This is a genomic window from Vibrio sp. YT-18, assembly GCF_033337345.1.
In the GTDB taxonomy this organism is placed as follows: domain Bacteria; phylum Pseudomonadota; class Gammaproteobacteria; order Enterobacterales; family Vibrionaceae; genus Vibrio; species Vibrio alginolyticus.
The window spans coordinates 23,383-48,715 of record NZ_JAWOQO010000006.1 but is presented as its reverse complement, the minus strand read 5'-3'; the positions used below and the strand labels follow the sequence as shown (position 1 = coordinate 48,715).

Sequence of the window (25,333 nt, the reverse complement as noted above, 5' to 3'; positions counted from 1 at the left end):
TGGGGGTACTGTTATACCCCCACAAGGAATTAAAGGTCAAATTTCACTTCATCTAATAGCTTAATTGCCGCTTCGTGGTTGGCTGCAATATCGTCTAGAGAAAGCTTGTCTGCTTTAAAGTCACCCCAAGATTCCACAAGCTCAGAACGCTTCACGCCTTCTTTAACTGGGTACTCGTAGTTAACTTCTGCGTACATTTGCTGTGCTTTGTCACCCGTTAGGAATTCCATTAGCTTCACAGCATTGTCTTTGTTTGGAGAGTACTTAGCCATCGCCATACCAGAGATATTCACGTGAGTGCCTGTAGTCTCTTGGTTAGGGAAGTTGATGTAAACTGCATCAGCCCAAGCTTTTTGCTCTTTGTCGTTAACCATTTTACCTAGGTAGTAGCTGTTACCTAGAGAAACATCACATAGGCCTTCTTTGATCGCTTTAACTTGTGCACGATCGTTGCCTTGTGGTTTGCGAGCAAGGTTTGCTTTCACGCCTTCTAACCACTCTTTGGTTTCTGCTTCGCCATTGTGAGCAATCATTGCTGAAACTAGAGAAACGTTGTACGGGTGCTTACCGCTACGAGTACAAATTTTACCTTTGAACTCTGGCTTAGCTAAGTCTGCGTAGTTGAAATCTGCGCCTAGTTTACCTACGCGATCACGTGATGAATAAACGCTACGAGAACGTAGAGTTAGAGCAAACCACTCATTCTCTTTATCTTGGTATTGAGCAGGTACGTTTTCTTCAATGATTTTGCTATCGACTTTCTGAACTAAACCTTTGTTTGTCAGTTCAGCTAGACGGCTGATGTCTGTCGTAAGAATAACGTCAGCAGGGCTGTACTCACCTTCTTGAGCTAGCTTTTCTGCTAAGCCTTTTTTAGCAAATTTTACGTTTACTTTGATACCAGTTTCTTTAGTGAACTCATTGAACATAGGTTCAACTAGGAAAGGTTGACGGTAAGAGTAGACGTTCACTTCTTCAGCAGCCATTGCTGTTGGAGCTAGAGTAGCGCAAGTTAGTGCTGAAAGAGTTAGCAGTTTTTTCATTGTTTAATCCTTTACCATGCTAATGATAACGTTTATCAGTTGCGTTATTATATGTATGTTCAATAAGAAGACAATGACGAATATTAAAAAACCTGCTCATCGGAGCAGGTTTTATTGTGTTAAGTGTGTAACCATTTATTACAAGCTAATGATTATTTCACCGTAACAAACTCTGGGTAAGCACCAACACCACAATCATGCATGTCCATACCTTCCATTTCTTCATCTTCTGTAACGCGAATCCCAACGGTCGCTTTCAAGATTGCCCACACAACTAGGCTAGCACCAAATACCCAAGCAAAGATAACTACGGCACCTAAAAGCTGTGCACCAAACGTTGCATCACCGTTGCTCAGTGGCACTACCATTAGGCCGAAGAAACCACACACACCGTGAACTGAGATAGCACCTACTGGATCGTCAATTTTAAGTTTATCTAGAGCAATGATACTGAATACTACTAGTGCACCCGACACCGCACCAATCGCAACCGCGTACAGTGGTGATGGCGATAGAGGGTCTGCAGTGATGGCAACCAAGCCAGCTAGCGCGCCATTGAGGATCATCGTTAAATCGGCTTTACCCCAAGTAGTTTTACAAACGAATAGCGCCGCAATTGCACCAGCAGCCGCTGCTGCGTTAGTGTTTAGAAAGATCTGACCTACCGCTGTAGCATTCTCAAAATCTGAAACCATCAACTGAGAACCACCGTTAAATCCAAACCAGCCAAACCAAAGGATAAAAGTACCCAACGTTGCCAAAGGCATGTTAGAACCTGGAATCGGATAGATTTCACCATTTTTACCGTACTTACCCTTACGCGCGCCAAGCAGTAACACACCAGCAAGAGCAGCAGAAGCACCTGCCATATGTACGATACCAGACCCCGCAAAGTCACTAAATCCAGCTTCTGCTAGGAAGCCTCCACCCCATGTCCAGTAACCTTCCATTGGATAGATAAACGCAGTTAAAATCGCAGAGAAAATCAAGAAAGACCAAAGCTTCATGCGCTCAGCTACCGCACCAGAAACGACGGACATAGCAGTTGCAACGAAGACAACTTGGAAGAAGAAGTCAGACTCTAAAGAGTGGTCGGCCCCTTCACCTTGAGTACCAATTAGCGTACCAAATGAAGGTAACCAGCCTCCTTCTCCATTATCGACATACATGATGTTATAACCGACAATCAGAAACATCGTGCATGCGATGGCGTACAAACAGATGTTCTTCGTAAGAATTTCTGTTGTGTTTTTAGAGCGCACAAGGCCAGCCTCTAGCATCGCAAAGCCTGCTGCCATCCACATTACCAACGCACCGGAAATGAGGAAGAAAAAGGTGTCAAGTGCGTAACGTAACTCGGTTACTGTTGTTGTTAATTCCATAATAAGTATCTCCAATCCTTTGAATTCTTAAAGTGCTTCTGCGTCCACTTCGCCAGTTCGGATACGCACCGCTTGGTTCAGATCGTAAACAAAAATTTTACCGTCGCCGATTTTTCCGGTTTGCGCAGCTTTTGTAATTGCTTCAACAACGCGATCTACATTGTCTGCGTGAGTCGCGATTTCAATTTTCACCTTTGGTAGAAAATCGACTTGATACTCTGCACCGCGATACAATTCCGTGTGACCTTTTTGACGACCGAACCCTTTAACTTCTGATACTGTCATCCCTTCGATACCGACATCAGCCAATGCTTCTCGTACATCGTCTAATTTAAACGGCTTAATAATGGCATTGATTATTTTCATTGAGTTATCTCCGAAGCTTTCATCCTGAAACACTTCTTATAATCCAATCTACGTGCCAAGTTTTTAAGTTATTGAATAATAAAAACTAACCTCAATTTACATATCTATAAACAAAAAGGGCGCACCATATCGGTGCGCCCTTTTCACAAATTTAAAGCAACGGCAGAGAAGTTACCCAAAACTGTGCATTAAATGTTCAAAAAGTCTTTCCACTGTTCGATAAGTGCCATGAAATCCTCTATCCCACAACTTGCTGTACTTTCTGCATTGTAGAAGTCGAACTCACTTTCCATCTCGACATCATATTCATGGGCTAATGCGTTTTCTTGTACAAGAACTTCGTCGCCCTGAATCATCAAGCTAATTTCCGTGCCTGTGAGGTTATGCTCCTGAGAAGGCGCTGAAAATGACCGCTCAATTAGCTTTTCAACCTGTGCAATCTTCATCGGATCTTTACCAATTTCTTCTTGCAACCAGCGCCCTACAATCTCATGTCCCATGCTACATTTTACGTAGTACTCGCCCATCAACGTGTTACGAATGAATTCAAATTCCACCGAGATTGCCTATTTCGTATCAATTTGGTGCGAGTATAGCGAATTGCTCCCATAAAAAAAGCACCTCATGTGAGGTGCTTTTGAATTATGCATTTCTGATTATGCCGGCTCTTGGAAGATCACTTCGTCCGCTTTCTTGGTGTATTGATCCATTTTATGGAAGTTCAAGTAGCGGTACGTATCCGTTGCCGTAGCGTCGATTTGCTTCGCGTATTCTAGGTATTCTTCTTTGGTTGGAATCTTACCTAGAATTGCACCTACTGCAGCTAGCTCAGCTGACGACAGGTAAACATTCGCACCAGTACCCAGACGGTTCGGGAAGTTACGCGTTGAAGTCGACATTACTGTTGATTTATCTGCAACACGCGCTTGGTTACCCATACAAAGTGAACACCCTGGCGTTTCAATACGAACCCCTGCACGTCCGAAGATACCGTAGTAGCCTTCTTCAATCAGTTGGTCTTTATCCATCTTTGTTGGTGGCGCTACCCAAAGGCGCGTCGCTAACTGGCCATTGAACTTATCAAGCAATTTACCTGCTGCGCGGAAGTGACCGATGTTCGTCATACAAGAACCGATGAACACTTCATCAATCGCTGTGCCTTGTACTTCAGACAACAAACGAGCGTCATCTGGGTCATTCGGTGCACATAGTACTGGCTCATTGATTTCAGCCATATCGATTTCAATCACATGTGCGTATTCAGCGTCTTTATCTGCTTGCATCAGCTCAGGGTTTGCTAGCCACTCTTGCATTGCAGTAATACGGCGCTCGATAGTACGGCGATCACCGTAGCCTTCAGAGATCATCCACTTCAGCATCACGATGTTAGAGTTTAAGTACTCTTCGATCGACTCTTGAGACAATTTCACAGTACAACCTGCCGCCGAACGCTCTGCAGATGCATCAGAAAGCTCAAATGCTTGCTCAACCGTTAGCGTTTCTAAGCCTTCAATCTCAAGGATACGGCCAGAAAATTCGTTGATCTTGCCCGCTTTTTCTACCGTTAGTAGACCTTGCTGAATCGCGTAGTAAGGGATGGCATGAACAAGATCACGCAGTGTAATACCCGGTTGCATCTCACCTTTAAAACGAACCAAGATTGACTCTGGCATGTCTAGCGGCATAACGCCTGTCGCAGCTGCAAAGGCAACCAAGCCCGAGCCGGCTGGGAATGAAATACCCAGAGGGAAACGAGTATGTGAGTCACCCCCCGTACCGACAGTATCCGGTAGTAGCATACGGTTTAGCCATGAGTGGATAATACCGTCACCAGGACGAAGAGATACACCACCGCGGTTCATAATAAAGTCCGGAAGTGTATGGTGAGTGTTAACGTCTACTGGTTTTGGATAAGCCGATGTGTGACAGAAAGACTGCATGACAAGATCAGCAGAGAAGCCGAGACACGCCAAGTCTTTAAGTTCATCACGAGTCATAGGGCCAGTAGTATCTTGCGAACCTACTGTCGTCATTTTCGGCTCACAGTAGGTTCCAGGACGGATGCCTTCTACGCCACATGCTTTACCAACCATTTTCTGTGCAAGCGTGTAACCCTTGCCAGAATCTGCGATTTCACCTGGTTTGCGGAATACGTCCGAAGGCTCAAGACCTAGCGATTGACGCGCTTTGTCTGTCAAACCACGACCGATGATCAATGGGATACGACCACCAGCACGAACTTCATCAATCAGTACTTCTGTTTTTAGCGAGAACTCAGCTAGAACCTCACCAGTTTCGTGGTTGCAAACTTTACCTTCATATGGGTAAACATCGATAACATCGCCCATGTTGAGCTTAGTTACGTCAACTTCGATTGGTAGTGCGCCAGCATCTTCCATTGTGTTAAAGAAGATAGGGGCAATTTTGCCACCAAGCACATACCCACCAGCTCGTTTGTTTGGAACGTAAGGGATATCATCACCCATAAACCAAAGCACTGAGTTGGTTGCAGATTTACGTGAAGAGCCAGTACCAACAACATCACCAACGTAAACCAATTGATGGCCTTTGTCTTTTAACTCTTCAATTTGCTTGATCGGGCCAATAGTACCCGGTCGATCAGGGTTTATTCCTTCACGCTCGTTTTTAAGCATCGCCAGTGCGTGTACTGGGATATCAGGGCGAGACCAAGCGTCAGGTGCAGGTGAAAGGTCATCCGTGTTCGTTTCACCTGTTACTTTAAATACGGTTAGAGTGACTTTTTCTTCAAGCTTAGGCTTAGAAAGGAACCACTCAGCATCAGCCCATGATTGAAGTACTTTCTGTGCATGCGCATTGCCTGCTTTCGCTTTCTCTTCTACGTCATAGAAAGCATCAAACATCAGCAGCGTATGAGACAGCGCTTTTACTGCGATCTCTGCCAGTGCTTCATCATCCAATAGCTCAACTAGCGGTTCGATGTTGTAACCACCTTGCATAGTGCCTAGCAGTTCAGCCGCTTTTTCACGACTCACTAATGGTGATTTAACTTCACCTTTTGCTACTGCTGTTAGGAAACCCGCTTTTACATAAGCAGCTTCATCAACACCTGGAGGGATACGGTTTTCAAGTAGGTCAAGAATGACTTTTTCTTCACCTTGCGGGGGATTTTTCAGAAGTTCTACAAGTCCAGCAACTTGTTCTGCGTCTAGCGGTTTAGGAACAACTCCTTCAGCAGCACGCTCTTCGACGTGTTTACGGTAGGCTTCAAGCACGACTTTTTCCTCTCATTGCGGTTCCTCCTCTATTATTACTATTGTTAAAGTAAAGGAGTGAACATCCTTGGAAACTTGGCTCTCCATTGCCCTTGTTTTCATTCAATTATGATTGAGAAACAGCGCCGTAGAGGCCAAACTGTGGGCAAAATAATAGCAAATTTAACCTTAAATTAAAATCTTATCATTTTGACCAACATAGCAACTTACGACTAAAGTTCTGCTAATTTTGACCAAATATGCCAAGTTTTTGCTTTCTCATACCCGATTAATTAAACGATGTTCCTACGATCAAATACACAGCATCCAAATCTTGCTCGGTACGACCGTATGCCAACATTATTGGTCCTATTGGTGAGTCAACACCAAAGAAGATGGAGCCAGCATTGTAAAGCGGCGCTTCGTTTAGTTTCAGATCATTATCAGACCAAACACCGCCATATTCGACCGATGCGCCCAGGTAGACTGGAGCTTCAAACAATCCGAAATCATTATCAAACCACTTATATCGGTACACCAAACTGCTGAAAAATAAGTTCTGTCCGATCAGGCTATTTCTTGGGATTCCCGATAGGCTTAAGAAGCCGCCCAACTCTCTGGGATCAAGCGGTAAAGATGAGTTTTTACTCTCTACAAAACTATATTCAGCATGTCCGACTAAAGTATGACGCTGATGACTCACTGCACCTTTAAATCGTGCAGAGATTTCATAAACGGTATCTTCAATAATTTTGTCAGTTTCTAAAAGGCTAACGCCTTGAGGACTTTGATCATGAGACACTAAATATTCGAGATCGACTAAAAGCCCACGAGTCGGAAATGCGAAATCATCAAGTGTATCTAGGCGATAATTGGCAAACAGGCCACGACGTTCAAAATCCAATTTACCAGCAGAAGCCAAAGTAGAAAGCTCAATATCTCCGGTTGAGTAGCGAGCGCCAAATCGAAGTTCTTGCCACAATGTGGGTTGGATACCTATCGCTAACTCTGTTGTAAAATCATCGTAAGTGACCGGAAAAAAGTCATTTACTGACTCTAAATCTGGTGCTTGAGGCTCTGTTAAAGGTAAGTTTCGGCTCTCACTACCATAGGAAATTCGCCCCGATACAAAAAGTTCTTGGCTAGATAAAACAGGGGAATACAACTCAGCTTCAATCAGCTTATCCGTGCCCATTTCTACGTTGAACGCCAACTCCGCGCCATGAGAGTTTAAATTGGTAAAGTTGGTCGATATTCCTATGCCGTACTGGCTATCTGTATCGAAGTCATCTTCAAGAAAAAATCGGAAGTTGAGATAATTAGGCCCCCACGACTTCTCGTTAACATCAAAAACCAACAATGTCTCACCATCCACCTCTTCAAAGTGATAAGTGATGAGCTCGAACCTATCTAACGCGTAGAGGTTTTCAACGGCTTTCTCAATTTCGGCCGTTGAAATACGACGTCCGGTTTCTAATTCAATACGATTCGTCAACAACACATCGCTGTAGTGCGTGTTATTAACAATCACTATGTCATCAACCACACGCTGATCACCATAAATCAAAGTTTTACGAACTTCTTGTTTGCGATCGATGTATTTTTGATAGTCCGCATTGGACAAGCGCAACCCTTTCAGCTTGTCTTTTAACTGCTTGGTAATATCGTACCCAGCTTGAAAAGCCCAAGGCATTTTGTCGAACTCGACAGTTTCCATGGTGCCCACATTGGGACGAATATAGATATCTTGAGGTTCAAGCTCGTCCACTTGCTGTTGTGTACTACGACGAACGAGATAGTTAGAGAGTTGGTCCGCGACAGTAAACAGCCCCGTAAATTCATCTTCGGTTTTGTAATCGGTGCTAATATCGACGGCAATAACGACATCAGCCCCCATGGCGCGAGCCACATCGACAGGCATGTTATTGACGACGCCGCCATCAACAAGCATATGGCCATTGAGCTTATAGGGAGGAAGCGCTCCTGGTACAGACATGCTAGCCATCATGGCGTCCACAAGGTAACCATTGCCCAATACGACTTCTTCTAGGGCAAGAATATCTGTCGCAACAGAACGATAAGGAATGGCAAGATCATCAAAAGAATCGAATCGCCCTAAGTTCCCTGTAGTCTCACGCAATACTCGCAACATGTTCTGGCCTTGCACCACACCCGTTGGTGCTCGTACCTCACCGAACCTTAAGCCGAGATCGGTATTAATTTGATAGCGGTCTTCATACTCTTTGTCACGAACTCGACGTTGGCTACGGTCAACACGATCTCGATAACCGCTGCCCCAATCGACGGTGTAGATAAAACTCTCAATTTCATCAGCACTCATCCCCGTGGCATAGAGCCCACCCACATAGGCGCCCATACTGGTACCGGTCACAATATCGACAGGGATCTGCATTTCTTCCAATGCTTTTAAAACCCCAATGTGTGCCGCCCCTTTCGCTCCGCCACCAGCGAGCACAACCGCCACCTTTGGTCGAGGTTCCAAGTCATCCGTTTTTGTTAGAGAGTTTGCGAGGGAAACAGAAGGAGTGATCATCAAAAAGGTACTAACCCAAAGCGCAAAGTTGCGAACCGATGGGCTTGATAACAGCTTTTTGAACATTCACTTCTTCCTTTATTGAATATCTGATCAAGTAGGGCGTGCTAGCAGTACTGTACTAACACGCCCTAATATGTACTAAGAATTAATCAGATAAACAAGCTAATGTTGTTGATTTGGCGATGCTACCAATCAAATATGCTATTTAACCAGTTTGATTTCTTCTCACACTGTTGCTTTATCTGACCGGTTTTATCCCAAACCGGCAGTTTGTAATCACTACGGCAGTTCATTTCTAAACCTCCATCAGATGTAGGCTTGAACCCTAATGTGGTGATTTCTCTTGGCCATGGGAGCTCTAAGCGCTCAGGAATACGCTGCTTCAAGTACTCTGCGTACACTCGTAATGCACCACTCGACCCCGTTAGATTCACGGGTTTATTATCGTCGCGGCCTAGCCAAATTGTCGTCACCTCACGACCATCAACACCGACAAACCAACTATCGCGGTTGTCATTACTGGTACCCGTTTTTCCTGCCAATGCAGCCCAACCAAACTGGCTTTGTAAGAAGCGGCCAGTGCCTTGAGCAACCCCTTGTTTCATCGCGTAGGTCGTTAGCCATGCAGCTTGTTCATCCACGGCTCTTGATGAACGAGGCAAGGATTGATACAGCACATTACCTTCCATATCCATGACTGAGCGCAGAGCGGTCAGTTTTGCACGCTTACCTGAATTCGTCAGAGTCTGATACATCTGTGCGACTTCGAATGGCGTCAAAGAAAACGAACCCAAAAACATCGAAGGCACTGGGCGAATTTCGTCTTTGTTCACGCCCAAACGCTCTAAAGTATTGGAGACTTCAGGAATGCCAAGTGCCATACCTAAGCGCACGGTTGGTACGTTAAGTGATTTCGCTAAAGCAATGTAAAGTGGCACATCACCACGATATTTTCTATCGTAGTTGCGCGGCGTCCACACGTTACCTTTACTGCTCTTCAGACTTAACGGCGTGTCGTGTAGCGTCGTGCCTAGGTTGTATTTATCCGGTTGTTCTAGAGCCGTTAAGTAAATCGCTGGTTTCACTAAAGAACCAATTGGACGACTGGCATTGAGCGCTCGGTTAAAGCCTTCATAACCGACACGTTTACCACCAACCATCGCACGGATTTCACCACTATGGCGATCAACGGCCACAGCAGCGGCTTCTAACTCTTTACCACCCCGTTTAGCTAGTTCTGGGATCTTTTTCGCGATAGCTTGTTCCATTTTGCTTTGCGATACTGGGTCCAGAGACGTAAACACGCGCAGTCCGGTCTCTGCTTTAAATCGCTCCCCAACTTTTTCTTTTAATTCAATGCTCAATTGTTGGAAATAAGCTGGCTGACGGCTCGCAATACGTGGCTTGCTTTGCGTATCGAGTGGACGACTTACAGCTTGTTCATACTGCTCTGAAGTCAACATGTTTTGCTGCATTAACAGGCGCAGAACGAGATCACGACGCTCTTTCGTTCTCTCAGGGTAACGAATTGGGTTGTAGTAAGACGGTCCTTTTACCATCCCAACTAACATCGCCAGCTGATCGATTCGCAACTCCTGAATTGGCTGCCCAAAATAGTAACGCGACGCCAAGCCAAACCCGTGGATCGCTTCACCTCCACTTTGACCTAGGTACACTTCGTTGAGGTAGGCTTCTAAGATACGATCTTTGCTGTAACGGTAATCCAAAATTAGCGCGATATACGCTTCTCGAACTTTACGCCACAGTGTTTTATCACGAGTCAAAAACAGGTTTTTTGCCAATTGCTGAGTCAGCGTACTACCACCTTGAACAGTACGACCGGCCTTAATGTTCGCAACCAATGCACGTGCAATCGCCAGCGGTGACACCCCGTCATGTTGATAAAAATCCCGGTCTTCGGTCGCAAGCAGTGCATCCACTAAAATTTCAGGGAACTGATCACGACGTAAGAAAAGACGCTGTTCATCACGGTCTTTCTCCAGCATGCCCAACATCTTCGGTTCTAGGCGCAAGTAACCAAGGTCTCCTCGAGATTCTAAAGACTGAATACGTTGCAAGCCGGAATCAGAGAAATGCAGCATAATGTGACGATCCGGCTCGGGACCATCGGCAAACTCGAATGGACGGCGAATCAATTCAATCCGAGTGGAAGAAGAGGAATATTCGCCTGGGTAACGAGGTTGACTCACTTTACGGTAATTCAACACATCTAGCTCGTTGCGCAGTTCTTGGATGGTGATATTCTCACCAGGGCTTAGATTCAAGATACGGGCATAAACCACCGTTGGCAGCTCAAACAGCTGGCCTTCAAAGCGTTCTTTCACCACACTATCTAAGTAAATCCCAACAAACAGCAAAACAGCGGCAAGTGCAACGCCAGCTTTCCAGCTAAACGACCACAGAACTTTCAACCACGAACGTTTCTCGTTAGTCGGTTTTTTACTCGGCGTACGTCGAGTCTGTTTTGCGGTTCCTTTATTGGTTGTACTTTTCTTCGCTGGCGCTTTTTTCGCGCTAGGCTTCTTGCTGTCAGTCATTATTCAATTGTCTTTTTGTTTTCGTTGTTGCTACATGATTGGCAGGATCATCTGGCCAAACGTGTTTTGGGTAGCGCCCTTTCATCTCTTTTTGAACGTCTTTGTAGCTTCCGTTCCAGAAAGCCGCCAAGTCCGACGTTACTTGCAATGGACGTTGTGCCGGTGAAAGCAGTTCAAGCACCAAACGCTTGCGGCCAAGAGCCACCGTTGGGGAACCACTCTCCCCAAATACTTCTTGCATACGCACCGATAATATCGGCTCATGGCCATATTGGTAACGGATACGCTTCTTTGAACCTGTGGGCAGTTGGTAATGCTCAGGTAACCATTCATCCAGTTGTTGATTGAGTGGCCAACCTAATCGAGCATTAAGTGCTTCGACCAAGTTTATCTTGCTCAGGTCTTTAACCGAACTGACAGACGTCATGTATGGTTCTAACCACTCCTCTAATGAATCCAGCAAACTGGCTTCATCAAACATTGGCCATGACTGCTCAGGTAACCATTCCACCGCACAACGAATCCGAGCCAACAAGCTCTCCGCTGCCGGTGTCCAGTTTAGACTCTGTAAGCCCTGGCGGCGGACATACGTGAGTAAAGCTTGTGTCATTTTTTCTTTGCCCGGGCTTGGCAACGGCTCGCGTTCAACGACCAGCAGACCGAGTTTTGTTTGTCGCTCAGCTATTAGACGGCCTCTTTTTTCATCCCAGTCCACTACTTCTTCAGACGAAAATAGCGTATCAAAGGTCGTTCGCAATATATTGACATCCAATTCACATGCCGAATGAATTTGACTTGAATTAGAATGAGAACGCATTAAGTCAACGGCAACCAAATACTCACAGCCACCTAGCATGTCTTCCTGACGACATTCTGCACCATGACCATTAGCCAAAGTAAATCGCCCAAATTGATTTGTGCGCTGCTGTGCAATGCGATCTGGAAATGCCAAACTTAACACCAGCGGTAATGCATCTTCATCCACGCCTTTCAGGTCAAATACCGTATCCAATTTGTACGCTAGAGATTGAGCACGCTTGAACAACATCGACTTTTTTGGATGAGTACCAACAAGCCAACGATGCAAGCTATGAGCGATATTGGTAACACTCCTCTCTGGCTCTTCAATCAGTGCGACCGCCGCCAAAGCAGCATTTAACATCTTATCACTGTAAGATTGCGCTTTAATTAGCATCGCAGCCGCACGAGGCTCAACGCCTAGTTCATGCGCCTGTTTTCCTTCGGACGTTAATTGCCCTTTTTCCGTCAGTAGTCCCAATGACACCAATAGCTGCTTCGCTTGTTCCAATGACGCATTAGCGGGAACATCAAGCCACTTTAGATCGTGGATATCACTCGCTCCCCAAAAGGCAAGCTCCATAACTAAACTAGCTAAATCGGAATGCAAAATTTCGGGTTGGGGAACCAGCGGTTGCTGCTTGAACTGGCTTTCAGAATAAAGACGAACACAAATGCCCTCTTCTATTCGTCCCGCTCGTCCTGCACGCTGAATCGCTGAAGACTGTGCAATGCGTGTTTGCTCTAAGCGTGTTAAACCGTTTTTCAAATCAAAGCGGGCAATACGCTCTAACCCAGAATCAACGACGAGGCGAATGCCTTCAATCGTTAGTGAAGTTTCTGCAATGTTGGTCGCTAGAACGACTTTACGCTTACCTTGTTCTGCTGGCGTAATCGCTTTTTGTTGATCTGCAAAGCTCAGTTGACCATAAAGTGGGCATACGTCGATATCATCCGCTAAATGAGACAACCGCTCTTCAACTTGTTTTATGGCACCAACACCCGGCAGGAAAGCCAACAAAGATCCGGACTCTTTGTTCATAAGACTTTCTATTGTTTTTGCCATACTCGTAGGTAAATGCTCGTTCACACCTAACGGCTGGTAACGCATTGCCACATCAAAGCTGCGCCCTTCAGATTCAATGTAACTGGCTTCTGGCAACAGCGATTGTAATGCTTGTTGGTCAAGCGTTGCCGACATTACCACCAGCTTGAGATCGTCTCGCAATGCCTCTTGAACTTCTAAACTGAATGCCAAAGCGGTATCGGCATGAATGCTGCGTTCATGAAACTCATCAAAGATCAGTAGATCAACCCCATCCAACTCCGGGTCCGTTTGAATCATCCGAGTCATGATCCCTTCGGTCACGATCTCCAGCTGCGTTGCAGAACTTACCTTTGCCTCACCACGGACTCGATAACCCACGCGTTGACCTACTTGCTCTCCCAATTGCTCAGCAAGATAACGGGCAATGTTACGCGCCGCGAGTCGTCTTGGCTCAAGCATGATGATTTTTCCAGCAACCGAATGATTTAAGAGTAACTGCAAAGGGAAGTAAGTCGACTTACCGGCACCAGGCGCCGCTTTTAAGATCACTTGATGTTGATTTTTGACCGCCGTCAGCAACTCAGGCATCACGGCTTCAATCGGCAATTGTGACAAAGGAAATACCTTATGGTGTAATGGTGGCAACATTGTACATAAAAAATTTTTTGTCTAAATAAGCAAATGCATTTCACACCCGCTTTAGAGTCCGCCACTCTACTCAAACGTTATAAACGCTTTCTTGCCGATATCGAGCTCGATACTGGTGAAATCCGTACAATCCACTGCGCAAATACAGGTGCAATGACGGGTTGTGCAACGCCCGGAAACAAAGTTTGGTTTTCTACTTCCGACAACCCGAAACGAAAATACCCCAATAGTTGGGAGTTGAGTGAGACCGAACAAGGCCACCGTATTTGTATCAACACCGCGCGCGCCAATCAATTAGCCGTAGAGGCTATTGAAAATAATGTCATTTCAGAGCTTTATGGTTATGACACACTTCAAACTGAGGTGAAATACGGCAATGAAAATAGCCGAATTGATATCTTGCTCAGCGCAGACGACAAGCCAAAGTGCTATATAGAAGTGAAAAGCGTCACTCTTCTTGATGAGACCGACTCTACTGGACAAGGATACTTCCCAGATGCGGTCACGACTCGGGGACAAAAACACCTGAGAGAGCTCACAGAAATGGCACAAAATGGAAGTAGAGCCATACTTTTATTCACTGTTTTACATTCAGGTATTGAAAAAGTATCCGCGGCGCACCATATAGACGCGAAATATTCACTATTACTCAAACAAGCACAAGACGCTGGAGTGGAAGTTCTCTGCTACAAAGCTGAACTGAGCGATACTGGAATGAAGCTGATTTCCGCTATTGATTTTATCAATTAAGAGAAAAAATGATGTCGTCTTCACATTGACGATAACTTTGCGATTCAGTATTTGCTTGCACCGCCTCTTTTTGCTATAGATACCCGCCTTAAATTGACTGCGTAGCAGTTGACTAGGTGTAAGTAGGAGATGCTGTATGCCAGAATCAAAGAAGAAAACGATAGGCATCCTAGCCATTGCCGGCGTGGAGCCATATCAGGAAAAACCTGGTGAAGAGTACATGTCACCAGAGCAGGTTGAACACTTTACGAAAATCTTAACAGCTTGGCGCGACCAGCTAAGAGCTGAAGTGGATCGTACTGTTCACCACATGCAGGACGAAGCAGCAAACTTCCCAGATCCAGTTGACCGCGCCTCTCAAGAGGAAGAGTTCAGCCTAGAACTGCGTAACCGTGACCGCGAACGCCGTTTGATCAAGAAGATTGAAAAGACTTTGGATAAAATCAAAGAAGACGATTTTGGCTTCTGTGAGTCTTGTGGCGTAGAGATTGGCGTTCGCCGTCTTGAAGCACGTCCAACCGCTGACCTTTGTATTGACTGTAAAACACTTGCAGAAATCAAAGAGAAGCAAATGCAAGGTTAATCACCCAGCATTATGATTGTTGAAGGGAGCTCAGGCTCCCTTTTTGTTTTGGCTATCTTCGCACCCTATTTGTTTACTAAATTCGAGATACACGCATGACACGCTATGTAGGTCGATTCGCCCCATCTCCTTCTGGTCCACTGCATTTTGGTTCACTGATTGCCGCTCTTGGCAGTTATTTTCAAGCGAAAGCACAAAACGGAGCTTGGTTAGTACGTATTGAGGACTTAGACCCACCAAGAGAAATGCCAGGTGCAGCGCAACTTATCCTGGAGGCACTCAAGGCCTATCAGCTGCATTGGGATGGAGAAGTGGTATACCAGAGCGAACGTCACGACCTTTACCAAGCTCAAATAAACAAATGGCTCGAAAATGGGGAAGCCTATTATTGCCAATGTACTCGTAAGCAAATTAAAGAGCATGGCGGTTTTTATCCTGGCACTTGCCGCGATAAAAACTTGAAAGACGGCGCGATTCGCCTAAAAATGACCAAGCCTGTCGCTCATTTCCTCGACCAAAAGCGGGGAACCATTACTATTCCAGAGCAACTCGTTAATGAAGATTTCATTATTAAACGTCGAGATGGATTATTTGCTTATAATCTTGCGGTAGTATTGGACGACATCGACCAAGGCGTCACAGAAGTCGTGCGAGGTGCAGACTTAATCGAGCCGACAGGGCGTCAAATTAGCCTGTACCAAATACTTGGTCAGCCTGAAGTTAGCTACTTGCATTTACCATTGGCGATGGACAACAACGGCAATAAATTGTCGAAACAAAATCACGCGACGGCTATTGATATAGATACACCAAAACCTACTCTATTGCGCGCCATGACATTTTTAGGTTTCGAGATACCTGAAACCGTAAGGGCGGCCAACATAGAAGATATTCTTCGTTGGGGCTGCGAAAACTGGCGCTTGGAACAGCTTCCAGCAGAGATCGAGATCACACCGTGATTCTCAAATGGCATTGTGTAGGCTATCATTAGCCGCAAATTAGGCCCTAGAGGCGTATAAAACTAACCAAAGCAAGATTGGATTAAACCCAGTTATTGCCAGATGCACATGAATACAAACGACTATACACCAAGCGAACCTGCCACAATTCCAGAGCTCGCTCTCAATGTAATAACTCGTGAAGAGCACAACATTTCGCGTAAGCAGATCAGTGATAATGCGCTGAAGGTACTGTACCGCCTAAATGGTGCTGGTTTCGATGCTTTTCTTGTGGGTGGCGGGGTTCGAGACTTACTGCTTGGACAAAAACCAAAAGATTTTGACATTGCGACCAACGCAACGCCGGAACAGATCAAACAGCTATTTCGTAACTGCCGTTTGATTGGTCGCCGCTTCCGCTTGGCTCATATTATGTTTGGCCGAGACATCATTGAGGTTGCGACATTCCGTGGTCACCACCAAGAGCAAAAGAATAAGAGCATTTCTCAGCAATCAAAAGAGGGTATGCTGCTGCGTGACAACGTCTACGGCACCATCGATGAAGATGCTGAGCGCCGTGATTTCACGATTAACTCGATGTACTACAACATCGCAGATTACTCGATTCACGACTACGCACGTGGTATTGAAGATTTAGAAGATCGCCTAATTCGACTGATTGGTGATCCAGAAACACGCTACCGTGAAGACCCTGTGCGCATGCTGCGTGCGGTTCGTTTCGCGGTAAAACTAGACTTTGATATTGAAGAAGACACCGCAGCGCCAATCGAACACATGGCACCGTTGCTCGGTGACATTCCGTCAGCGCGTCTTTTTGAAGAGTCACTCAAATTATTGCAATCCGGTCATGGCTTAGAAACCTACCACCTACTGCGTGAGTACAACCTATTCCAGCAACTATTCCCGACGATTGCAGCGCACTTTACAGAAGATTACTCCTCTCACACTGAGCAGATGTTGGATCTTGTCCTAGATTCTACCGACATGCGCATCGAAGATGGGAAACGCATCAATCCAGCATTTATGTTTGCTGCAATGCTGTGGTACCCACTGTGTGCGAAAGCCGATGAACTGATGGAAGAGCGCAACTTAGGCCATTACGACGCCATTATGGAAGCGAGCAACATCATTCTTGACGAGCAAGTTCGCACAATTGCCATTCCAAGACGCCACACCGCAACCATTCGCGAGATTTGGCAGTTACAGCTTCGTCTTCCACGACGTAACGGTAAACGTGCATTCCGTCTTATGGAGCTCAATAAATTTAGAGCTGGCTTTGATTTTCTTGAAATGCGCGGTGAAATTGAAGGTGGTGACACTCAGAAGCTTGCCAAGTGGTGGGAAACTTTTCAAAATGCAGGCCGAGAAATGCGTCAAGCAATGGCTGCCGACTTAGACGGTCAATCACCGAAAACAGGCCAGCGCCGCCGTAAAACTTATCGCAAGAAAAAGAGTAAGCCCAAATCATGATTACAGCGTACATTGCGGTAGGCAGTAACTTGGCTGATCCTGTCAGCCAAGCGAAGCAAGCGATTGAAGCATTAAAAACGCTGCCTAAATCAGAGTTTGTTCAAGCTTCTTCGCTATACAGCAGCACGCCAATGGGGCCACAAAACCAACCGGATTACATCAATGCGGTTGTGTCTATTAACACCAGTTTGACGCCTATTGAATTGCTCAATTGCACACAAGCTATAGAGCAAGAACAAGGGCGTGTCCGTAAAGACGAACGCTGGGGACCAAGAACCTTGGACCTCGACATTGTGCTTTATGGCAATGAGGTGATTAATTCCGAGAGGCTGATCGTTCCTCATTATGGAATGAAAGAGCGTGAATTCGTACTCTACCCTCTTGCGGAAATTGCACCAAATTTACAACTCCCTGATGGGACCGAGGTCTCTAAACTACTGGAACAAGTAGATAGAAACGGCCTCAGTATCTGGCAGTCATAGCCAACTCCTAGTAAGGATAAAACCATGAAAAAAATGACCATCAACGACCTAATCAAGTGGAAGCAAGAAGGTCGTAAATTTGCTACTTCAACCGCTTATGATGCGAGCTTTGCCCAACTGTTTGAAAGCCAAGAAATGCCAGTACTTCTTGTCGGTGATTCTCTAGGTATGGTTTTGCAAGGTCACAACGATACTCTACCAGTAACGGTCGATGATATCGCTTACCATACTCGTTGCGTACGCGCTGGTAGCCCAAATTGTTTGTTGATGGCAGACATGCCATTCATGAGCTACACCACGCCAGAGCAAGCTTGCGAAAATGCGGCTAAACTGATGCGTGCTGGTGCCAATATGGTAAAAATTGAAGGTGGTGACTGGCTTGTCGACACGGTGAAAATGCTCACTGAACGATCAGTTCCAGTTTGTGCTCATCTTGGTTTAACTCCTCAAGCTGTTAATATTTTTGGTGGTTACAAAATCCAAGGTCGCGATCAAGAAAAAGCAGACCGCATGGTAAAAGACGCATTAGCGCTACAAAAAGCAGGCGCTCAAATCGTCTTACTAGAATGCGTACCAGCTGAGCTTGCTGAACGTATTACGCAAGTGCTTGACGTTCCTGTTATCGGTATTGGTGCAGGTAACGTAACAGATGGCCAGATTCTCGTAATGCATGATATGTTTGGTATTTCTGCCAACTACATGCCGAAATTCTCCAAAAACTTTCTTGCTGAAACAGGTGATATGCGCAAAGCCGTTACTAAATACATTGAAGATGTAGCCAACGGTGTATTCCCAGACGACGCTCATACCATTGCCTAGAGGATAAATGCATGCAAACTTTTGCGGAAATCTCAGCAGTTCGTGAACACCTTAAAACCTTTAAACGTGAAGGTCGTAAAGTGGCGTTTGTCCCTACCATGGGCAACCTTCACGAAGGCCACTTAACTTTAGTGCGTAAAGCACGCGAATACGCTGATATCGTTGTCGTAAGCATCTTTGTTAATCCGATGCAGTTTGATCGTGCAGACGATTTAAATAATTACCCACGCACGCTAGAGGAAGACTTAAGCAAGTTAACCTCTGAAGGGGTCGATGTGGTATTTACGCCAACACCAGAAGTTATCTACCCTGAAGGTCTGGATAAGCAAACCTTCGTCGATGTCCCTGGCCTATCAACAATTCTCGAAGGCGCGTCTCGACCAGGTCATTTCCGTGGCGTGACGACGATAGTGAATAAGCTGTTTAACATCGTACAACCGGATGTCGCGTGCTTCGGCGAGAAGGACTTCCAACAACTTGCTGTTATCCGCAAGATGGTTGATGACCTAGCAATGGACATTGAAATCATCGGTGTACCAACCGTACGTGAAATGGACGGTTTAGCAATGAGTTCACGCAATGGCTTGCTTACGCTGGACGAGCGTCAACGTGCGCCTGTACTTGCTCGTACAATGCGTTGGATCAGCAGTGCCATTCGCGGTGGCCGCGATGACTACGCATCGATCATCGAAGATGCAAGCGACCAACTTCGAGCTGCAGGTCTGCACCCTGATGAGATCTTCATTCGTGATGCTCGTACATTACAAGTGATCACACCAGAAACGACACAAGCTGTCATTCTGATGTCTGCGTTCCTAGGCAAAGCTCGTCTTATCGATAACCAAACGGTAGATATGGTTGTCGAAGCGAAGGAAGAAGCTGAATCTAACAATACAAACTCAGAGAGCGCAGAGTAAGCTCTGAGTCATAAAAGTAAAAAGGTCGACTCTTAGTCGACCTTTTTTATACTCTACGTATAGACGCAATCTAACCCTTCAGGGCGAGTTTTAAACCGCTTGTGCAGCCACATCCACGCTGGAATATCACGTTTTATCATTTTCTCAAGCTCTTGGTTCAAGATGCTTGCCGCTTTAACCGCATTACGTCTCTCGAAACGCTCGCTAATGTCTTTTCCAATGTACAGCGTGTAATGGTGATTTTTACTCACTGTAACGCCAGATATAACCGCGCACTTTGTTGCATCAATGAGAACACTAGACCCAACGGTACTCGCCGCTTGTTCAACAGCAAAAAACGGCGCAAAAACAGAATGGCTAACGCCATAATCATGGTCGGGCAAATACCAAAGTCGATGACCATTCTTCAGAACTTTGAGCATTGATTTCACGTCTTTTCGATCAATCATTTGATGTCCAAAACGAGTTCGACCTCGATGTTGAATAAACTCATAAGCAGGATTCGAATTTGGGCGATAAACGCCATAACCTTGGGCAAACTGGCTAAAAATACGAGCGGTTATCTCCAAGTTTAAATGGTGACTGCACACCACCAACACACCACGTCCATTCTTTTCCTCAGCGAGTAAACGATCTTTTCCAACAATAGAGGTTATCCGACGTATCCGCCAATCTGGCCAAAACCAAGCGATACCGGTTTCGATGATCGCCATTCCAGTATATTGAAAGTTTTTTCGTACTACGTCCTTACATTGCCAATCCGTAAAATCAGGGAAACACAGCTGGAGATTACGCAGAGCGATCTTGTATCGGCGCTTCATTACATGCATCGCAATACAGCCGATGCTTCTACCTAAGATTCGCAATACTACGTATGGCAGTACATTAACAAGAATCGCTAAAGATCCAAATGCCAGCCATACAGACCAATATTTGGGCTTAAGTAACTGATAGGAGAAAGGCGGCGGCGGGACAATATTCATAGGATCACTCATTTATTACAAATGATTGAAACCTACCATGATAAAAACCGAAAAATTGTATGGGTATGTATTGTTATGCATGCGAAAGAGCAGCGTGAATCGCCGCTCTTTGCTTTATGAGAATGGCTTAGCTTCTTAGCCCAATCCCTTTGGTTACTAGATAATGCGCAATGGCATACAGTGCAACAACAAACACTGCAAGTACACTAAATGAAGTGATAATGCCTACATCCGAGACACCTAAAAAGCCGTAACGGAACGCATTCACCATGTAGACGATTGGGTTGATCTTAGAAACGCCTTGCCAAAATTCAGGCAGAAGACTAATCGAATAAAAGACACCTCCCAAGTAAGTTAGAGGAGTCAATACAAACGTAGGGATGATCGAAATATCATCAAATGTTTTTGCGTAAACCGCATTGATCAAGCCACCGAGAGCAAATACCACCGACGTCATGAAGACAGTCGCGACAATAATGCCCCAGTGCTCCACTTGCAAATCAACGAACAAAAGTGACACACAAGTAACAATTGCACCGACCAACAAACCTCGAGTCACGCCGCCCATCACATAGCCAGCAATAATCACATAGTTTGGTACCGGTGCCACCAGCAGTTCTTCAATATTCTTCTGTAGCTTTGCACTAAAGAATGAAGACGCAACATTCGAGTATGAGTTGGTGATCACCGACATCATGATCAAACCTGGAACAATGTACTCCATGTAACTAAAGCCGCTCATCTCACCAATTCGAGAGCCAATAAGATTGCCGAAAATGATGAAGTACAACGTCATCGTAATGGCTGGCGGCACTAAGGTTTGCACCCAAATACGTGTAAAACGAGTGACTTCTTTGCTCAGCAAGCTGCGAAATGCCGTCCAATATAAACCGTACATTTAATTACTCCCCTCTCTTACAATGCTGACAAACAACTCTTCAAGTCGGTTGGCTTTGTTACGCATTGAGAGAACTTTAATGCCATGCTCTGTTAACTGACTGAATACCGAATTCAATCCTTGGCTTTTATCTAGTTCTATCTCTAAAGAGCCATCAACAATACTTTGTCGATTAACACCTTCAAGCTCAGGCACCTCGACTTCTGACTCAATATCCAAGATAAATGTCTCGACGCTTAGCTTACCTAGTAACGCCTTCATGGTGGTATTTTCAATCAGCTCACCACGATTAATAATGCCGATATTTCGACACAGCATCTCCGCTTCTTCTAGGTAGTGTGTCGTTAAAATAATCGTAATTCCTTGCTCTTGGTTGATCTCTTTCAGAAACCCCCACATTGAGCGGCGTAGTTCAATATCCACTCCAGCCGTTGGTTCATCTAAAATGAGTAATTGCGGCTCGTGCATCAAAGCTCTTGCGATCATTAAACGACGCTTCATCCCACCGGATAGGTTACGAGCACGCTCTTGGCGTTTTTCCCATAAATCCAATTTTTTCAGGTATTTTTCTGCTCTTTCTTTGGCTAACACTTTAGACACACCGTAATAGCCAGCTTGCTGCATCACAATTTGCTCAACGGTTTCAAACTGGTTGAAGTTGAACTCTTGTGGCACCAAGCCTAAATTCTGCTTGGCCAATTCGAGGTCGGTATCAATGTCATAACCGAAAACTTTCGTCGTTCCGGAGGTTTTATTCACTAAGGAGGAAATGATGCCAATCGTGGTCGATTTTCCTGCACCATTGGGACCCAGAAGCGCGTAGAAGTCACCCTTTTTCACTTGGAGACTTATACCTTTTAACGCCTCAAAGCCACCTGCATACGTCTTGCGCAGTTGTTCAATTTCTAATGCGTACATAAGGTCTTGATTGCCGTTTGTTTGTGATTACTAATACCGACTCATATTTAGCAGCGGTTTACTACAAAATCGCCTTGGGTATCGTATTGGAGGTCCATCAGTTTATCGTTGAATAACGATGATTACAAATAAACCTTTCGATAATATTGGAAATATAACCCTTACCTCGTAAAGGTTATCTCTGAGTAAGACAAAATAGAGCATAAAAAAACGCAACAGGACACTGTTGCGTTTTTAACTGTCAGAATGATTACGCCGTTATGCGCTGATACTGGTCTGCCTCAACATGTGCCACCGCCGCATTCAATGCTTCGTAACGGAATTGGTACATATTTTCATCAGGCACAAGGTCAATCACATGGAATTTCTCTAGCTGTTCTCGTGTTCGCTCATTCGGGCATAATAAATACACGGCACAATTGGCATCGAGAGCATCCTTAATCGCATTCTCTAACGCCAAACCGACGGTCACATCAATCATTGGTACATCCGTAAGATCGAGAATCATCACGTCATAGTCCGAAATACTAGAGTGCTGACGTGAAATGGCTTTAGAAACACTAAAGATCATCGGACCGGAAAGATAAAAGAACAGCACTTTACCATTAGCACGATCCAACAAACCACGCTCGCTGTCAGTCAGCGGCACATCATCTTCATCCGCGTCGCTGATCGCTTTTACTTGTCGCGCCTGCTCTCGGCTCAAACGCTCGATGATGATAATGTTCGAGATAAAGACGCCTAAACCCACCGCAACGATAAGATCAACGAATACTGTAAGCAACATAACGCCATACATCACCGCCATTCCGGAAAAGCTTACCTTATGTGCCCTCTGAATAAAGCTCCAGTCTAGGATGTTAAAGCCAACATACACCGCAATGCCTGCTAACACAGCCATCGGGATTGGCTCTGTTAATCCGCCAGCAACCAGTACAACCAACGCCAACATTAGTGCACGAATCACACCAGATAATGGCGAACGAGCCCCAACTTGGATATTCGTTACCGTCCCCATGGTAGCCCCCGCCCCCGGCAGCGCACCAAACAAGCCTGAGATCATGTTAGCTAACCCTTGACCTCGCAGCTCTTTATCTGAGTCGTGTTCTTTACGAGTTAATGAGTCACCGATAACCGCCGTTAACAAAGTATCAATACAACCTAATGTGCCGAGCACTAATGCATCAATGACCATCTCGACAAACATATCTGTGTCAATATAAGGGGCGACGAGAGAAGGTAACCCAGCAGGAATTTCACCGATACGACGAATATCTTCTGTATCAAAGAGAATCACAGACAATAAAGTCACCGCGACCAATGCCACGAGCTGTGCAGGAACGTATTTACGATATTGCTTAGGGAAGAAAAAAAGAATCCCCAAAGTCAGTAGTCCCAAAAACAACTCACTGAACTTAAGGTTAGAAATGGTCTCCGGCAAAGCAGATAACGTTCCGAGTACTCCCCCTGAAGGCGCAGCATGCCCCATCAAAGGCGATAACTGCAGAATGATAAGAATCACACCAATGCCAGACATAAACCCGGAAATAACGCTATAAGGCATTAAGGTAACGTATTTACCCAGTTTTAACGTCCCCAATAGGATTTGGAACGCGCCAGCCATCATGACAACCGTGAAAGTCATAGCCATGCCCGTTTCTGGGTATTTCGCCATCATACTGGTTAATACTGCGGTCATGATTACCGTCATTGGCCCTGTCGGTTCTGATATTAACGTATTAGAACCACCAAATAACGAGGCAAACAAACCGACCATTATTGCTCCCCAAAGGCCGGCCTCAGCACCGGCTCCGGATGCAACACCAAACGCTAACGCCAGAGGGAGAGAGATAATCGCCGTGGTTACCCCGCCAAATACATCCCCTTTGAAATTGATATCTTCAAAACGACTACCGAACACTGCTGATTTTCCCTGCATTCAATTTTAAAAAGTAAAATATCACTACTTTAACGAGCTAGGCGAAAATTTAAACCATAAATAGATTAAGGCTAAATTCACACCACAAATAGTTTCACCAGATTTTACTTTTTTCTTAATGAAAACTAGTCAGATGAGTCCTATCTGACGAATATTTAACGAGATCGAAATTGTAACATTGTGTATAGTTACAACACTGATCGCTTGCATGTGCACACAAACAGCGGCAGCGATTTTGTCTTTTAAGGGAAGTAGTTTGCAAAATGCCGGAAATAAAACAGTTATTTGAAAACAATTCGAAATGGTCTCAAGAGATCAAATCTGATCGACCTGAATACTTCGCAAAACTCGCTGAGGGGCAAAAGCCTGATTTTCTTTGGATTGGCTGCTCTGATAGCCGCGTCCCTGCCGAGCGACTAACCGGACTATACTCAGGTGAACTCTTTGTTCATCGGAATGTTGCAAACCAAGTTATCCATACTGATCTCAACTGTCTATCCGTCGTCCAGTACGCCGTAGACGTTCTTAAGGTTAAACACATCATTGTCTGTGGACACTATGGATGTGGTGGCGTAAATGCAGCCATTGATAACCCTAAGCTAGGTCTTATTAATAATTGGCTGTTACATATCAGAGATATCTATTTCAAACACCGCACTTACCTAGATCAAATGCCGCAACAAGATCGAGCGGATAAACTAGGCGAGCTTAATGTTGCAGAGCAAGTGTACAACTTGGGTAACTCAACCATCCTGCAAAACGCTTGGGAGCGTGGACAAGATGTTGAAATTCATGGTGTGGTATACGGAATTGAAGATGGTCGCTTAGAGTACTTAGGCATTCGTTCTAACTCTAAGGAAACCGTAGAAGCGTCTTACCAGAAAGCTCTTTCGACGATTCTAAATACAGATAACAAGCTGCTTTGTCGCTAAGTCATATCTAAAAGTTGAACAAAAAACGCCCATCTTAGATGGGCGTTTTT

At 45.2% G+C, this 25,333-nt stretch carries 20 protein-coding genes; 8 read left to right on the top strand and 12 right to left on the bottom strand.

Features of this window, described 5'->3' with window-relative positions; translation table 11 throughout:
* Nucleotides 1-29 precede the first annotated feature (29 nt).
* The 8 genes from R7M72_RS10030 to hrpB form a co-directional block, all read right to left on the bottom strand.
* Nucleotides 30-1,043, bottom strand: coding sequence for a Fe(3+) ABC transporter substrate-binding protein (locus tag R7M72_RS10030; RefSeq protein WP_005386566.1), 1,014 nt, complete (start codon nucleotides 1,041-1,043; stop codon nucleotides 30-32).
* A 152-nt stretch (nucleotides 1,044-1,195) separates the two neighbouring features.
* A complete protein-coding gene (locus R7M72_RS10025) occupies nucleotides 1,196-2,425 on the bottom strand; it encodes an ammonium transporter (protein WP_005386568.1) in 1,230 nt (409 codons plus the stop codon).
* Between the two features lie 27 nt (nucleotides 2,426-2,452).
* Nucleotides 2,453-2,791: a P-II family nitrogen regulator gene (locus tag R7M72_RS10020; protein WP_318056155.1), complete on the bottom strand. Its 339-nt coding sequence runs from the start codon at nucleotides 2,789-2,791 to the stop codon at nucleotides 2,453-2,455.
* A 188-nt stretch (nucleotides 2,792-2,979) separates the two neighbouring features.
* Nucleotides 2,980-3,348 carry a YacL family protein gene (locus R7M72_RS10015; RefSeq protein ID WP_017635908.1) on the bottom strand — a complete coding sequence of 123 codons (369 nt, stop codon included), beginning with the start codon at nucleotides 3,346-3,348 and terminating at the stop codon, nucleotides 2,980-2,982.
* A 99-nt stretch (nucleotides 3,349-3,447) separates the two neighbouring features.
* Nucleotides 3,448-6,045 carry a bifunctional aconitate hydratase 2/2-methylisocitrate dehydratase gene (acnB, locus tag R7M72_RS10010; protein ID WP_086047030.1) on the bottom strand — a complete coding sequence of 866 codons (2,598 nt, stop codon included), beginning with the start codon at nucleotides 6,043-6,045 and terminating at the stop codon, nucleotides 3,448-3,450.
* Nucleotides 6,046-6,313: 268 nt separating this feature from the next.
* The gene (locus R7M72_RS10005; protein WP_005380018.1) at nucleotides 6,314-8,644 is read right to left on the bottom strand and encodes a patatin-like phospholipase family protein; all 2,331 of its coding nucleotides are present in this window, start codon (nucleotides 8,642-8,644) and stop codon (nucleotides 6,314-6,316) included.
* 122 nt (nucleotides 8,645-8,766) lie between these two features.
* Nucleotides 8,767-11,139 carry a penicillin-binding protein 1B gene (mrcB, locus tag R7M72_RS10000; protein WP_005380020.1) on the bottom strand — a complete coding sequence of 791 codons (2,373 nt, stop codon included), beginning with the start codon at nucleotides 11,137-11,139 and terminating at the stop codon, nucleotides 8,767-8,769.
* Nucleotides 11,132-13,600, bottom strand: a complete 2,469-nt coding sequence (gene hrpB, locus R7M72_RS09995) for an ATP-dependent helicase HrpB (RefSeq protein ID WP_318056154.1) — start codon at nucleotides 13,598-13,600, stop codon at nucleotides 11,132-11,134. Before hrpB ends, mrcB begins: the two co-directional genes overlap by 8 nt.
* A 66-nt stretch (nucleotides 13,601-13,666) precedes the next feature.
* Here hrpB and sfsA point away from each other — a divergent pair, with 66 nt between their 5' ends.
* The 7 genes from sfsA to panC all read left to right on the top strand — a co-directional run bounded on the left by sfsA (nucleotide 13,667) and on the right by panC (nucleotide 19,613).
* Entirely contained in the window at nucleotides 13,667-14,383 is a 717-nt protein-coding gene (gene sfsA / locus R7M72_RS09990) for a DNA/RNA nuclease SfsA (RefSeq protein WP_005380023.1), read from the top strand.
* 136 nt (nucleotides 14,384-14,519) lie between these two features.
* A complete protein-coding gene (gene dksA, locus R7M72_RS09985; RefSeq protein ID WP_005386584.1) occupies nucleotides 14,520-14,966 on the top strand; it encodes an RNA polymerase-binding protein DksA in 447 nt (148 codons plus the stop codon).
* Nucleotides 14,967-15,061: 95 nt separating this feature from the next.
* The gene (gluQRS, locus tag R7M72_RS09980; protein WP_005386586.1) at nucleotides 15,062-15,925 is read left to right on the top strand and encodes a tRNA glutamyl-Q(34) synthetase GluQRS; all 864 of its coding nucleotides are present in this window, start codon (nucleotides 15,062-15,064) and stop codon (nucleotides 15,923-15,925) included.
* Between the two features lie 102 nt (nucleotides 15,926-16,027).
* Nucleotides 16,028-17,395: a polynucleotide adenylyltransferase PcnB gene (pcnB, locus tag R7M72_RS09975; RefSeq protein ID WP_005386589.1), complete on the top strand. Its 1,368-nt coding sequence runs from the start codon at nucleotides 16,028-16,030 to the stop codon at nucleotides 17,393-17,395.
* A complete protein-coding gene (gene folK, locus R7M72_RS09970; protein ID WP_054700470.1) occupies nucleotides 17,392-17,877 on the top strand; it encodes a 2-amino-4-hydroxy-6-hydroxymethyldihydropteridine diphosphokinase in 486 nt (161 codons plus the stop codon). Before pcnB ends, folK begins: the two co-directional genes overlap by 4 nt.
* A 24-nt stretch (nucleotides 17,878-17,901) precedes the next feature.
* Nucleotides 17,902-18,696: a 3-methyl-2-oxobutanoate hydroxymethyltransferase gene (gene panB, locus R7M72_RS09965; protein WP_138939863.1), complete on the top strand. Its 795-nt coding sequence runs from the start codon at nucleotides 17,902-17,904 to the stop codon at nucleotides 18,694-18,696.
* Between the two features lie 11 nt (nucleotides 18,697-18,707).
* Nucleotides 18,708-19,613 (top strand): pantoate--beta-alanine ligase, encoded by a 906-nt coding sequence (panC, locus tag R7M72_RS09960; protein ID WP_005380005.1) that lies wholly within the window; start codon nucleotides 18,708-18,710, stop codon nucleotides 19,611-19,613.
* Between the two features lie 53 nt (nucleotides 19,614-19,666).
* Here the strand turns inward: panC and R7M72_RS09955 are convergent, their stop codons facing one another.
* The 4 genes from R7M72_RS09955 to R7M72_RS09940 all read right to left on the bottom strand — a co-directional run bounded on the left by R7M72_RS09955 (nucleotide 19,667) and on the right by R7M72_RS09940 (nucleotide 24,333).
* Entirely contained in the window at nucleotides 19,667-20,596 is a 930-nt protein-coding gene (locus R7M72_RS09955; protein WP_005380004.1) for a Kdo(2)-lipid IV(A) acyltransferase, read from the bottom strand.
* A 127-nt stretch (nucleotides 20,597-20,723) separates the two neighbouring features.
* Nucleotides 20,724-21,494: an ABC transporter permease gene (locus R7M72_RS09950; RefSeq protein ID WP_005380002.1), complete on the bottom strand. Its 771-nt coding sequence runs from the start codon at nucleotides 21,492-21,494 to the stop codon at nucleotides 20,724-20,726.
* Nucleotides 21,495-22,412: an ABC transporter ATP-binding protein gene (locus R7M72_RS09945; RefSeq protein ID WP_005380000.1), complete on the bottom strand. Its 918-nt coding sequence runs from the start codon at nucleotides 22,410-22,412 to the stop codon at nucleotides 21,495-21,497.
* A gap of 250 nt (nucleotides 22,413-22,662) precedes the next feature.
* Nucleotides 22,663-24,333 (bottom strand): SulP family inorganic anion transporter, encoded by a 1,671-nt coding sequence (locus R7M72_RS09940; RefSeq protein WP_005379997.1) that lies wholly within the window; start codon nucleotides 24,331-24,333, stop codon nucleotides 22,663-22,665.
* A 281-nt stretch (nucleotides 24,334-24,614) separates the two neighbouring features.
* On the opposite strand from R7M72_RS09940, the gene can reads away from it, so the two are divergent.
* The gene (gene can, locus R7M72_RS09935; protein ID WP_005379996.1) at nucleotides 24,615-25,283 is read left to right on the top strand and encodes a carbonate dehydratase; all 669 of its coding nucleotides are present in this window, start codon (nucleotides 24,615-24,617) and stop codon (nucleotides 25,281-25,283) included.
* The last annotated feature ends 50 nt before the right edge of the window (nucleotides 25,284-25,333 follow it).